This window comes from Sinobaca qinghaiensis (genome assembly GCF_003610495.1).
GTDB classification, from domain to species: Bacteria; Bacillota; Bacilli; order Bacillales; family Marinococcaceae; genus Sinobaca; species Sinobaca qinghaiensis.
This window is the reverse complement of sequence record NZ_RAPK01000007.1, coordinates 214,171-226,477: the sequence shown is the minus strand read 5'-3', so window position 1 is coordinate 226,477 and position 12,307 is coordinate 214,171. Positions and strand designations below refer to the sequence as shown.

Here is a 12,307-nt window from a genome sequence, read left to right as displayed (position 1 = left end):
AATTTTTTGTACAATTTTAATAGTTGATCTGATAGTTTGTAATAATTTGGAATAAAAGTTGTTATAAAGTCATAATATATTTACGCTGATTATTTATTTTTAGAAAACAGAGGATCCTTGTACCCAGATGAAAGGAGGCAGTTGGGTATAAATACATTTTCAAAAAATGTGGTGAGGGTGCTTCTATTTTCAGCTGCTCCGGCTGTTACATAATACTGTACTGTATTTTACTTATATAAAGATAAGAGGCGAAACAATGATTAAAAAAATATGCAGCATGTGGCTTATCGCTTTATTGTTTTTTCTTGGAATGGCTGCATCTGTTCAGGCGGAGGAAAACCGAACGCTGAATGATGCGCTCGAAGAAGGAACGCCGCCGGCAGAAGAAACGGATGCTGCAGAAGAAGAAATCGCTCTTGTAGAAGAAAGAAGCGCGGTCATGATCTTCGGACAGATGATTCTTGCACTGGCAGCCGTTATTACGATTATGTACCTGCTTCTCAAATTCATAAACAAACGAACCAAAAAATATTCTTCCAACCAGACGATGCAGAATCTGGGAGGGGTGCCGCTTGGGCAGAACAAGTCGGTTCAGCTCGTCAAAGTCGGCGAAAGACTTTTAGTTGTAGGCGTGGGCGAATCGATTCAGCTTTTAAAAGAAATAGAAGATGAGGAGGAAAGGGAGACATTATTGGAACAGCCTGAACCTGAACCATCTTTCTTTTTTAAGAAAAAACAAAAAAAAGAAGACCACGCCGGATTTCAATTCAAGTCGATTTTGGATAAAAGGCTTGAAGAAATAGAAAAAAACCGCAAACCGGGCAGCGGGAGGGATGAAGGTTCATGATACTGATGTTTCCAAGTATTGATTTTGGGGCCTTTACAAGCGACGACCCGGAAAACATGGCAACGACACTGCAGCTTGTAGCGCTTATGACGGTCTTATCACTAGCTCCAGCTATTCTTATTTTGATGACCAGCTTTACACGCATTGTTATTGTACTCAGCTTTGTACGAATGGGACTGGCTACCCAGCAGATGCCTCCGAACCAGGTTCTTATCAGCCTGGCATTATTTATGACTTTTTTCATTATGGCTCCGGTATTCTCGGACATTAATGAGTCCGCGCTGACGCCGATGCTTGATGGGGAAATGACGCAGGAAGAAGCCTTTACGGAAGGAACGGAGCCGCTTAAAGAGTTCATGTCCCAGCATACGCGGGAAAAGGATCTGGCTTTATTTATGGGATATGCCGGACTCGAGAGACCGGAAACGCTGGAAGATGTTCCTTTAACAGCACTGATTCCCGCTTTTGCAATAAGTGAACTGAAAACAGCCTTTCAAATCGGTTTTCTGATTTTTGTTCCGTTTCTGGTTATTGACATGATTGTGGCGAGTATTCTTATGTCGATGGGTATGATGATGCTGCCGCCGGTCATGATTTCGCTGCCGTTTAAAATTTTATTATTTGTGCTCGTGGATGGATGGTATTTAATTGTAGAATCGCTTTTATTAAGTTATTAGAGGGTGAAATGATATGACGCCGGAAACGGTCATTAATATAGCGGAAAGCGGAGTATGGATGGTATTCATTATCGCTGGTCCGCTGCTGGTTGTCGCTTTAGTCCTGGGATTTGGAGTAGCGATTTTCCAGGCAACTACACAGATTCAGGAACAGACGCTGGCGTTCATACCAAAAATTTTCGGAGTATTGATCTGCCTGATTCTATTCGGGCCCTGGATGCTTTCCCAGATGGTTCACTTTACATATCAGCTGCTAAGCAACTTAAACGACTTTATTGGATAGGGAGAACATTATGGAATGGATAGAGCAGCTGCCCGCTTACTTATTGGTCCTGGCCAGGGTTCTGGCTTTTTTTACAACGATGCCTCTATTCTCTTATCGGAATGTTCCTTCCTATTTTAAAGTTGGACTGGGAATTTTCTTTGCTTTTTTTATATTATTCAGCATTGATGCCCCGGCGATGGAGGTAGACAGCACGTTCGTGCTTATTCTATTTAAAGAAATTCTGGTAGGGCTTAGTATCGGCCTGCTGGCGGGGATGCTTTTATACGCTGTGCAGACGGCAGGTATGTTTCTGGACACGTCGCTCGGGTTTCTAATGGCCAACGTAATTGATCCGCAGACAGGTGCTCAGACCCCGCTGACAGGAGGGTATCTTTATACGTTTACGCTTCTGCTGCTTCTCGCGCTCGACGGCCATCACATGATGCTCGATGGCATGTTTTACAGCTACAACTTTATTCCAATGGAACAGGTCACGCTGCCTTTCGGGGATGAAGAAGTGGTGCGGCATATTGCCAGATCTTTTGCGCTGATGTTTATGATTGCTTTTCAAATGGCCTTTCCGGTCATGGGGGCTTTGTTTTTAGTAGACATCGCGCTTGGCATGATGGCGCGGGCGGTTCCGCAGATGAACGTATTTGTAGTCGGACTGCCTCTTAAAATATTTGCAGGGATGCCGCTTTTGGCTATAGGCCTGCCCAGCTTTTACTTAGTAGTGGAAAATCTATTCGATCAAACATATGAGGCGATGCGTGTGTTAATGACTTTGCTGGGGAGTGCATAATATGAAGCTTCGTCTGGATCTGCAGTTTTTCTCGGGGGAAAAAACAGAAAAAGCCACCCCGAAGAAAAAAGAAGAATCAAGAAACAAAGGCCAGGTGGCAAAAAGTAACGATGTAAATACAGCGCTGATGATGCTTGGGTTTTTCCTGTTTTTGTTTTTTTATGCGGGGACAGTCGGAGAATATCTAATGGACATGATGAGTCATGTGTTCACCGAATACCTGCTTCGTGACATTACGATTGCAAGCGTGGAAGACATCATGTTTGAAATAACGGTGGAATCCTCCATCGTTCTGCTGCCGCTGATGGCCGTAGCCGTCGTAATCGGCACCGCGGCGGCTGCTATGCAGGTGGGGCTGAAGTACACCCCGGAAGCCATCAAAATGAAACTGGAAAAAATTGATCCTTTAAAAGGCTTTAAACGAATATTCTCCGCCCGGGCGATTGTGGAGCTATTCAAATCATTATTCAAGATCACGCTTGTTGGAGCCGTTGTTTTTACGATTATTTATATTCATCTCGATGACCTGCTGATGATGTATCAGAAGCATCCGCTGGACGGGTTCTACCTGATTGCGAGACTCACCGGCCTGATCGGGGTGGCAAGCGCCATCCTGCTCGTTATCCTGGCAGTTCCGGATTATATCTATCAGCGCTATGACCATGAAAAACAGATGAGAATGTCCAAGCATGACGTGAAAGAAGAACATAAAAAAATGGAAGGGGATCCGCGCATCAAATCAAAAAGGCGCCAGAAGCAGATGGATATGGCGATGAACCGGATGATGCAGGAAGTACCAAAAGCGGATGTTGTCATAACCAACCCTACCCATTTTGCTGTCGTACTCAAATATGAAGACGGTTCGATGGCTGCTCCGGTAGTCACTGCCAAAGGCGCGGATTTTGTTGCAAAAAAAATTAAAGAACTGGCCCGCGAAGACCATATTCCGATGGTGGAAAACAAGCCGCTTGCAAGAGCCTTGTTCAGCCAGGCGGATATCGGTGACGAAGTGCCGGAGGATTTGTTCAAAGCCGTCGCGGAAGTACTCGCGTACATTTACCGGCTTAAGCACAAAATATGAAAAGGAGAGGAGGAAGTAAATGAAAATTAGAGAGTTTTCCGTATTGTTCGGCGTCATCATGATTGTAGTTATGCTGATTATTCCTCTTCCCACCCTGATACTGGATTTATTAATCATTTTAAATATTTCGCTGGCGCTGTTAATTATTCTTGTCGCAATGAATACGAAAGAACCACTGGAATTTTCTATATTTCCGACCCTCCTGCTGCTCGTCACCCTTTTCCGGCTGGGTCTTAACGTCTCCACGACCCGTTCGATATTAAGCAATGCCGATGCGGGAAACGTCATTGAAACATTTGGTAATTTCGTTATATCGGGAAGTGCACTAGTCGGCTTTGTTGTTTTTCTTATCTTAATTATTATTCAATTCGTCGTGATCGTAAAAGGAGCCGAGCGGGTTTCGGAAGTCGGCGCCCGATTTACGCTTGATGCTATGCCTGGTAAGCAGATGAGTATTGATGCAGATTTGAATGCGGGGATGATCTCCGACCTGGAAGCCAAGCAGCGCCGTGAAAAAATTGAACGGGAAGCTGATTTTTACGGCTCCATGGACGGGGCAAGTAAATTTGTAAAAGGGGATGCGATTGCAGGTATCGTTATCGTCATTATTAACATGATCTTCGGCATCGTGATCGGCATGACCGAACACAGTATGGATGTCGGCACCGCAGCGAATACGTTTACGCTTCTTACTGTAGGAGACGGACTTGTCAGCCAAATACCTGCGCTGCTTATCTCGACTGCTACCGGTATTATCGTTACAAGAGCCGTATCGGAAGGTAACCTGGGCTCGGATGTAACCCGGCAGCTGCTGGCTTTTCCTACCATGCTCTATATTGCGGCAGGGTCCATTTTTGCCCTCGGCGTTTTTACGCCGATTAACTTCTTTTTAACATTTTCTATTGCTTCGCTGCTCTTTGTTTTAGCCTGGTTTGCCAACAAAACGCTCAAATCGGAAGCTCTCGAAGCCGAAACGGCAGCAGCGGCAGGCCAGGAAGAAGAAGTGGACATGAAGTCTCCGGAAAATGTGGTTCATTTGTTAACTGTTGACCCTATTGAATTTGAGTTCGGATACGGGCTGATTCCATTAGCTGATACCAATCAGGGGGGCGACCTGCTCGACCGGATTGTGATGATCCGCCGCCAGCTCGCTCTGGAAATGGGAATGATTGTGCCGGTTATCCGCATCCGGGATAACATCCAGCTGCAGCCTAATGAATACGTGATAAAAATGAAAGGCAATGAAGTAGCAGGAGGAGAAATGCTGCTCGATCATTATCTGGCGATGAGCCCGGGAGTCGAAGATCCGGCCGTACAGGGAATCGAGACAGTGGAGCCGGCATTTGGTCTGGCGGCCCTCTGGATAACCGAGGACATGAAAGACACCGCTGAAGGCTCCGGCTATACGGTTGTTGATCCGCCTTCCGTTGTGTCCACGCATTTAACAGAAGTTGTAAAAGCCCACGCGCACGAGCTGCTTGGACGGGAAGAAACAAAACAGCTGGTGGACCATCTGAAAGAAACATATCCAACGCTTGTGGAGGAAGTAACACCTTCTCCGCTGCAGCTTGGAGAAATTCAGAAAGTGCTTTCCAATCTGCTGAAGGAAAAAATATCGATCCGCAACCTGCCTACTATTTTTGAAATTCTTGCAGAATACGGCCAGATGACAAAAGATATGGATTTAATTACAGAATATGTGCGGCAGGGTCTTTCCAGACAGATCACCAAACAGTTCGCGCAGGAAGGAAGCGCGATGCAGGTCATTACGATCAGCGGAGGAATTGAAAAGCAGATAGCTGACAATATCCAGCAGACAGAACATGGGAATTATCTGGCGATGGATCCAGGCGTAAGCCAGCAGATATTGGAATCGATAAGCAGGGAAACGGAACGGGCTGCCGGAAACGGACAGCCGGCCATTCTCCTTTGTTCACCGGCTGTGCGTATGCATCTGCGTCAGCTTGTGGAACGCTATCTGCCGCAGGTGCCGGTTCTTTCTTACAATGAACTCGAGCCAAGCCAGGAAGTCCAGAGTATTGGCATCGTTCAGCTATAGGAAGAGGAGGACTGGAAAGTGATCGATGTGCTGGTAGTTGATGATTCAGCGTTTATGAGAAAAATGCTTTCGGAATTTATAAACAGCCAGACGGATATGACCGTAAAAGCAGCAGCAAGAAACGGCAGCGATGCTTTGAAAAAAGTTCAGGCCGAACATTTTGACGTAATGACGCTGGATGTGGAAATGCCGGTTATGAACGGCATAGACGTATTAAAGAAAATCCCTGCAGGCGGGCCGGCCGTTATTATGGTCAGCTCAAAAACCCAGCGCGGTTCCGATATGGCCGTTGAGGCCCTGGAACTCGGAGCAGTAGAAGTAGTAGCCAAGCCCTCGGGATCTATATCCCTTGATATAGATAAAGTTAAAGAAGAATTTCTTTCCAAAATAAGAATAGCGGCAGCGGCAGGTACGGGAAAGCCGGTGGTGGATCGAAGCCTATCCAGAGCATCTGCACCGACGGTTCCACCTAAAGCAGTTGTCCATTCAGGATGCAGGAACGTTATTGCCATCGGTACATCAACGGGAGGGCCGAAAGCTCTTCAGGTCGTTATACCAAAACTTCCGGCATCACTCCCTGCCCCTGTTTTTGTTGTTCAGCATATGCCTCCCTCCTTTACAGGCTCTCTTGCCAGACGGCTTAACCAAATTTCCGGAGTGCGTGTGAAAGAGGCGGAGCATAATGAAACGGCCGAAAACGGCGTCGTTTATATTGCGCCGGGGGGAAGCCAGATGCGTGTCGGTAAAAAAGAGGGAAGGCTGTTTCTTTCCGTGACACAAGAAGAAGCTAACGAAGGGCACCGGCCTTCAGTAGACGTTTTATTTAAATCATTATCCGCCTTAAAACATGTCCGCGTTACAGCGGCAGTGCTTACCGGAATGGGAAGGGACGGGGCGGAGGGAGTAAGGCAGCTGCTTGAAGAGAATTCGAGCCGCATTGCAGCGGAGTCGGAAACGACTGCGGTTATATACGGAATGCCAAAAGCGGCAGCCCGGATTGCCGGGGTGGAAAATATAGCACTGGAGCATATATCGGCTTTTCTTACCCGGGACTTTTCCGGCTGAAAATGAAAATAGAAAGGACGCAGAGAAATGAACCTGACGATAGATGACAGATTTGAGGATATGCTTAAGGAGGCGGCCAATATTGGTTCCGGCCGTGCCGTTAACTCGCTGTCCCTGCTGCTGGGCGAGCCCGTATCAATGAAGCCTGTTCAATTGAAAGTGGTCTCTTTTCAAGAACTTATGTCTGAATATGGTGATAAAGAGGAAGTGATGGCAGCTTCTCTGCTTCCTTTCTACGGTGATTTAGAAGGCATTGTATACCTGCTTTTTTCACAGGACGATATAAACGCATTAGCCGGCTCCTTAATAGGAAGATCTGTAACAATGAAAGAACTGGAAACGGATCCGTATATGCACTCTATGCTGATGGAGCTTGGCAATATTCTGTCAGGAGCCTACATTTCAGCGCTGGCTGACTTTACCTCTTTAAACATGCAGACGGCTGCTCCCTCTGCAGCCGTTGATATGGCTGTTTCTCTGTGGAATGAGGGGCTGACATATACTCAGGAAACGCAGAACGAAGTGCTTTTTCTGGAATCAGAATGGAAGAGTGCCTCCCTTCCAGGCGGAACAGCCTCGGGACGCTTCTTATTTCTGCCGGATGCAGCCTCTTTTCAAGTGCTGCTGCGCAGTCTGGAGGAAAAAATAAATGACTAGTATTTCAGCTGGATTATATATAAGGGTGGGGATGTCCGACTGGAAAGCCTCTACAGATAAAGAGCAGCTCCGCACTTCCGGGCTAGGCTCCTGCATCGGCGTAGTCATCTACCAGCGGAGCGGCGCTCTGGCTGTTATGGCTCATATTCTGCTTCCTGCCTGCCCGGAGAACCAGTTGGAAAACACGCAGCTGAGAGCTAAATTTGCTGATACTTCTATAGAAGATATTGTTCATTTTTTTCATAAACAAAATATTCCCTCCCGAAAACTTGCCGCCAAAATGGCAGGGGGAGCACAGATGTTTGCTGTATCTTCTGGAAGAGAAAATAAAAGCATCGGTTTCCGGAATGCAGAAGCGGTAAAAGAAGCGCTGCAGCTTTACTCCGTACCGCTGCTTGCTGAGGATACCGGGGGCGACAAAGGCAGAACGATTACATTTGATCCTGGGTCAGCCAATCTTTACATACGAAAAGCCTATGGGGAAGAAAATGCAATTTAAAACGATGGAAAAGGGGGAACTACAATGGCAAGAACAACTTTTCATGAGCATCAGGAGCTTTGGGAAAAATGGATAGAGCATAGAGACATGGAGGCATGCAATCAGCTCATGCATGAGTACCAGCCGCTTGTTCATTATCACGTGCAGCGTATTGGAGCGGGGCTGCCAAAAAGTGTACGCCGGGACGATCTGTGGAGCCATGCAATGGCAGGCCTGTATGACGCGATGAAAAAATTTGATTTCAGCCGTGACCTGAAATTTGATACCTATGCCTCTTTTCGTATAAAAGGTTCTATTCTGGACGGTCTTCGACAGGAGGATTGGATGCCCAGGTCATTAAGGGAAAAGTCGAAAAAACTGGAAGAGACGACGGAAATGCTTGAACAAAAGCACGGCAGGTATGTGACGGAAGAGGAAGTGGCCATGCAGATGAACGTAACGACTGCGGAAGTGCGGAAGGTAAGTGCAGAAAGCTTTTTCGCCAATGTCCTCTCAATGGACGAAGAAAGCGCAGAAGGCGATAAATCAGAATCATTTAAAGTAGCTATACGTGATGAAAAAACCCTGAGCCCTGAAGATCTAATGATGAAGGATGCATCCATTCAGGAACTTGCCGAAGTGATTCAATCCCTCACTGATAAAGAAAAAATGGTCGTCAGTCTGTTTTATACAGAAGAGATGACGCTTACGGAAATCGGGGAAATCATGAGCCTTTCCACTTCCCGGATTTCCCAGATCCACTCCAAAGCCCTCTTCAAATTAAAACAGGCTCTGGAAAAAAGAAAACTGCAGAACAACGGATAAAACGGTTAAATAGAAAATAAATTTTTTACAAATAAATAAAGTTCATTATCTTGATTTGCCTATATGCATATGATATATTAATTGACGGTGTTAAATACACACGCCCGGCTGATCTGCAATAAGGTGGCTGCTGAATGCAGCTGAAATGCAGAAAAGATGCAGGCGGAGGAAAAAACCTAAGGAGGAATAAATCATGGCAGTTATTTCCATGAAACAATTACTAGAAGCAGGGGTGCACTTTGGTCATCAGACCAGACGCTGGAACCCGAAAATGAGCCGTTATATCTTTACTGAAAGAAATGGTATCTATATCATTGACCTTCAGAAGACGGTTAAAAAAGTAGAAGAAGCATACAACTACGTACGCGACATTGCTGCAGACGGAGGAAAAATTCTTTTCGTTGGAACGAAAAAGCAGGCTCAGGATTCTGTCCGTGACGAAGCTATCCGTTCAGGTCAGTTCTATATCAACCAGCGCTGGCTCGGAGGAACTCTTACGAACTTTGCAACGATCCGTAAGCGTATTGCCCGCCTAAAAGATATCGAAAAAATGCAGGAAAATGGTACATTCGAAGTCCTGCCTAAAAAAGAAGTAATGCTTCTCGTTAAAGAAATGGACCGTTTGGAAAAATTCCTCGGCGGAATTAAAGAAATGAAGAAGCTGCCGGCAGCTATCTTTATTATTGACCCGCGCAAGGAAAGAATTGCTGTCGCAGAAGCGCACAAGCTTAATATTCCAATCGTTTCTATTGTAGATACAAACTGCGACCCGGATGAAATTGATAAAGTAATTCCTGGTAACGACGACGCGATCCGCGCTGTACGTCTTTTAACTTCAAAAATGGCAGATGCTGTTATTGAAGCAAATAGAGCTAATGAGCAGGCCGAACTTGAGAAAGAAACAGAAGAAGAAGCTGCTGAAAATCAGGAAACAATTTCATAATCACAGCATCCGCATCATGAATACGAGTGCTGTACACAAAAGGGTGGTATAAGGGGATTGCCCTTTATCATCCTTTTGTTATAGAAAAAAGAAACAGGCATTTATTCAGAGGAGGAATATAACAATGGCAATTACAGCTGGTATGGTAAAAGAGCTCCGCGCAAAAACAGGAGCCGGAATGATGGACTGCAAAAAAGCACTAACGGAAACAGACGGAGATATGGATCAGGCAGTTGATTATCTTCGCGAAAAAGGTATTTCCAAAGCCGCAAAGAAAGCAGATCGTGTGGCAGCAGAAGGTCTTTCCTCCGTATTAATCGAAGGAAACAAAGCAGTTATTCTTGAAATTAATGCAGAGACAGATTTCGTAGCTAAAAACGAAAACTTCCAGGCACTGGTCAAAGATGTAGCTTCCTATCTTCTTTCAGAAGAGCCGGCAGATGTTGACACAGCACTTGCTGCTTCGTTTAAAGAAGGAGTAACGCTTCAGGATTACCTGAACGACCAGATCGCTAAAATCGGGGAGAAAATTTCCCTCCGCCGTTTTGAAATTGTAAAGAAAAGCGACAATGATTCGTTCGGCTCGTATCTTCATATGGGAGGACGCATTGGTGTTCTTACGCTTCTTGAAGGCACAACCGATGATCAGGCAGCTAAAGACGTAGCAATGCACATCGCTGCTATCAACCCGAGCTACACGTCCCGTGATCAGGTACCTCAGGAAGAAGCAGATCGTGAAAGAGAAGTTCTTAAGCAGCAGGCTCTTAACGAAGGCAAGCCGGAAAACATCGTTGAAAAGATGGTAGAAGGCCGTATTAATAAATACTTCGAGCAGATCTGCCTATTGGATCAGGAATTCGTAAAAGATCCGGACCAGAAAGTCGGCAAGTATGTGAAAAGCTTCGGCGCTGAAGTAAAAGGCTTTGTCCGCTATGAAGTTGGAGAAGGTATGGAAAAACGTGAAGATAACTTTGCTGAAGAAGTTATGTCCCAAGTGAAAAAATAATGGTGCAGCGGGTATGCTCCCTGGATATATCCAGTGGGGCAGGCCCTCTTTCCATGTTATAGAAGGGTTTCACAATAATACCTGACAAGCGGAGGTAAATGATGGAAAAGTACAACAGAGTAGTATTGAAATTAAGCGGTGAAGCTCTTGCTGGAAAATTAGGATATGGAATTGACCCGGAAGTTATTCAGTCCATAGCCACCCAGATTAAAGAGATTGTGGCTTATGATATTGAAATAGCTATCGTAGTCGGCGGCGGAAATATCTGGCGCGGAATGGCTGGCAGCGCAAAAGGAATGGACCGCGCAACAGCTGATTATATGGGAATGCTTGCAACAGTCATGAACTCACTGGCACTTCAGGACAGCCTGGAAGATAACGGCGTTCAGTCCAGAGTACAGACATCGATTGAAATGAGACAGGTTGCTGAACCATACATAAGACGCAAGGCGATCAGGCACTTGGAGAAAAAACGTGTTGTTATTTTTGCAGCCGGCACAGGCAATCCGTATTTTTCTACAGATACGACAGCTGCCCTTCGCGCTGCTGAAATTGAAGCCGAAGTGATTCTTATGGCCAAAAATAAAGTAGACGGCGTATATGATGCAGATCCATTTGTTCATCCGGAAGCCAAAAAGTATCAGGAGCTTACTTACCTTGATCTGCTGAACGGAAACCTTGGCGTCATGGATTCAACCGCCTCTACTCTTTGTATGGACAACGACATCCCTCTTCTCGTGTTTTCCATTATGGAAGAGGGCAATATTAAAAAAGCTGTACTCAAAGAAAAAATTGGTACAGTAATTAGGGGGAAGTAAACGTGGCAGAGAACGCAAAGCAGGAAACATCCGCTAAAATGAAAAAGTCCATCGACTCCTTTCAACGGGAGCTTGCAACATTAAGAGCAGGAAGGGCTAACCCTTCTATGCTTGATAAAGTAATCGTGAGCTATTACGGGGCGGAAACACCTCTAAATCAGCTGGCTTCCATTTCTGTGCCGGAAGCACGGCTTCTGGTTGTAGCACCTTATGACAAATCCTCCATTAACGATATGGAAAAAGGAATCCAAAAAGCCAACCTCGGTCTTACTCCGAGCAACGACGGCGAAGTGATCCGTATATCCATACCGGCTCTTACAGAGGAACGCCGTAAAGACTTATCAAAACTGGTAGGCAAATATGCAGAAGAGGCAAAAGTGGCGATCCGCAATCTCCGCCGCGATGCTAACGAATCTCTTAAAAAGCAGCAAAAAGATGGAGATATTACAGAAGATGACCTTCGTCGCCAGCAGGATGATATTCAAAAAGTAACAGATCAGCATATTGCAGAAATCGATAAAGCAGCAGCAGATAAAGAAAAAGAAATTATGGAAGTTTAAGCTCACAGACGATACAATAGAAAGAATGTAAAACCCTCTTCTTGCAGGAGGGTTTTTCCTTTTATTAAACGAAATAAAGAAGAGGGCTGCCGCATGAACAGGAAAAGTTTCCCTCATCTCTTGTGTTTGAGAGCACTAATGCATTAAGATGAAAAAGGACTGCATAACTCTGCCGGTATAGAAAACAGGCAGAAAAAATAATGGGTTACATATTAAAAGAAGGC

The 12,307-nt window shown here is 45.4% G+C and carries 14 protein-coding genes; all 14 read left to right on the top strand.

The window, feature by feature from the left end:
- Positions 1-256 precede the first annotated feature (256 nt).
- On the top strand, positions 257-847 hold the full coding sequence (gene fliO, locus ATL39_RS05225; protein WP_120192244.1) for a flagellar biosynthetic protein FliO: 591 nt from the start codon (positions 257-259) through the stop codon (positions 845-847).
- Complete coding sequence (gene fliP, locus ATL39_RS05220; protein ID WP_120192243.1) at positions 844-1,524, top strand: flagellar type III secretion system pore protein FliP; 681 nt, start codon at positions 844-846, stop codon at positions 1,522-1,524. The genes fliO and fliP overlap by 4 nt, the downstream gene beginning before the upstream one ends.
- A 13-nt stretch (positions 1,525-1,537) precedes the next feature.
- Entirely contained in the window at positions 1,538-1,807 is a 270-nt protein-coding gene (gene fliQ, locus ATL39_RS05215) for a flagellar biosynthesis protein FliQ (RefSeq protein WP_120192242.1), read from the top strand.
- A gap of 10 nt (positions 1,808-1,817) precedes the next feature.
- Positions 1,818-2,591, top strand: coding sequence for a flagellar biosynthetic protein FliR (gene fliR / locus ATL39_RS05210; RefSeq protein WP_342768760.1), 774 nt, complete (start codon positions 1,818-1,820; stop codon positions 2,589-2,591).
- A 1-nt stretch (position 2,592) separates the two neighbouring features.
- Positions 2,593-3,672 (top strand): flagellar biosynthesis protein FlhB, encoded by a 1,080-nt coding sequence (gene flhB / locus ATL39_RS05205; protein WP_120192241.1) that lies wholly within the window; start codon positions 2,593-2,595, stop codon positions 3,670-3,672.
- Between the two features lie 19 nt (positions 3,673-3,691).
- A complete protein-coding gene (gene flhA / locus ATL39_RS05200; protein WP_120192240.1) occupies positions 3,692-5,731 on the top strand; it encodes a flagellar biosynthesis protein FlhA in 2,040 nt (679 codons plus the stop codon).
- An 18-nt stretch (positions 5,732-5,749) separates the two neighbouring features.
- Positions 5,750-6,796 carry a protein-glutamate methylesterase/protein-glutamine glutaminase gene (locus ATL39_RS05195; protein ID WP_120192239.1) on the top strand — a complete coding sequence of 349 codons (1,047 nt, stop codon included), beginning with the start codon at positions 5,750-5,752 and terminating at the stop codon, positions 6,794-6,796.
- 27 nt (positions 6,797-6,823) lie between these two features.
- Complete coding sequence (locus ATL39_RS05190) at positions 6,824-7,453, top strand: chemotaxis protein CheC (RefSeq protein WP_120192238.1); 630 nt, start codon at positions 6,824-6,826, stop codon at positions 7,451-7,453.
- Positions 7,446-7,952, top strand: a complete 507-nt coding sequence (locus ATL39_RS05185; RefSeq protein ID WP_120192237.1) for a chemotaxis protein CheD — start codon at positions 7,446-7,448, stop codon at positions 7,950-7,952. The genes ATL39_RS05190 and ATL39_RS05185 overlap by 8 nt, the downstream gene beginning before the upstream one ends.
- A 24-nt stretch (positions 7,953-7,976) precedes the next feature.
- The gene (locus ATL39_RS05180) at positions 7,977-8,756 is read left to right on the top strand and encodes a FliA/WhiG family RNA polymerase sigma factor (protein ID WP_120192236.1); all 780 of its coding nucleotides are present in this window, start codon (positions 7,977-7,979) and stop codon (positions 8,754-8,756) included.
- A gap of 193 nt (positions 8,757-8,949) precedes the next feature.
- Entirely contained in the window at positions 8,950-9,699 is a 750-nt protein-coding gene (gene rpsB / locus ATL39_RS05175) for a 30S ribosomal protein S2 (RefSeq protein ID WP_120192235.1), read from the top strand.
- A 124-nt stretch (positions 9,700-9,823) separates the two neighbouring features.
- Entirely contained in the window at positions 9,824-10,705 is an 882-nt protein-coding gene (gene tsf, locus ATL39_RS05170) for a translation elongation factor Ts (protein ID WP_120192234.1), read from the top strand.
- Between the two features lie 101 nt (positions 10,706-10,806).
- Positions 10,807-11,523, top strand: coding sequence for a UMP kinase (pyrH, locus tag ATL39_RS05165; RefSeq protein ID WP_120192233.1), 717 nt, complete (start codon positions 10,807-10,809; stop codon positions 11,521-11,523).
- Between the two features lie 2 nt (positions 11,524-11,525).
- Positions 11,526-12,083, top strand: coding sequence for a ribosome recycling factor (gene frr, locus ATL39_RS05160; RefSeq protein WP_120192232.1), 558 nt, complete (start codon positions 11,526-11,528; stop codon positions 12,081-12,083).
- Positions 12,084-12,307 lie beyond the last annotated feature (224 nt).

Coding starts and splice junctions, on each gene's coding strand:
- fliO (WP_120192244.1), top strand. CDS start 257: ATGATTAAAAAAATATGCAGCATGTGGCTTATCGCTTTATTGTTTTTT.
- fliP (WP_120192243.1), top strand. CDS start 844: ATGATACTGATGTTTCCAAGTATTGATTTTGGGGCCTTTACAAGCGAC.
- fliQ (WP_120192242.1), top strand. CDS start 1,538: ATGACGCCGGAAACGGTCATTAATATAGCGGAAAGCGGAGTATGGATG.
- fliR (WP_342768760.1), top strand. CDS start 1,818: ATGGAATGGATAGAGCAGCTGCCCGCTTACTTATTGGTCCTGGCCAGG.
- flhB (WP_120192241.1), top strand. CDS start 2,593: ATGAAGCTTCGTCTGGATCTGCAGTTTTTCTCGGGGGAAAAAACAGAA.
- flhA (WP_120192240.1), top strand. CDS start 3,692: ATGAAAATTAGAGAGTTTTCCGTATTGTTCGGCGTCATCATGATTGTA.
- ATL39_RS05190 (WP_120192238.1), top strand. CDS start 6,824: ATGAACCTGACGATAGATGACAGATTTGAGGATATGCTTAAGGAGGCG.
- ATL39_RS05185 (WP_120192237.1), top strand. CDS start 7,446: ATGACTAGTATTTCAGCTGGATTATATATAAGGGTGGGGATGTCCGAC.
- ATL39_RS05180 (WP_120192236.1), top strand. CDS start 7,977: ATGGCAAGAACAACTTTTCATGAGCATCAGGAGCTTTGGGAAAAATGG.
- rpsB (WP_120192235.1), top strand. CDS start 8,950: ATGGCAGTTATTTCCATGAAACAATTACTAGAAGCAGGGGTGCACTTT.
- tsf (WP_120192234.1), top strand. CDS start 9,824: ATGGCAATTACAGCTGGTATGGTAAAAGAGCTCCGCGCAAAAACAGGA.
- pyrH (WP_120192233.1), top strand. CDS start 10,807: ATGGAAAAGTACAACAGAGTAGTATTGAAATTAAGCGGTGAAGCTCTT.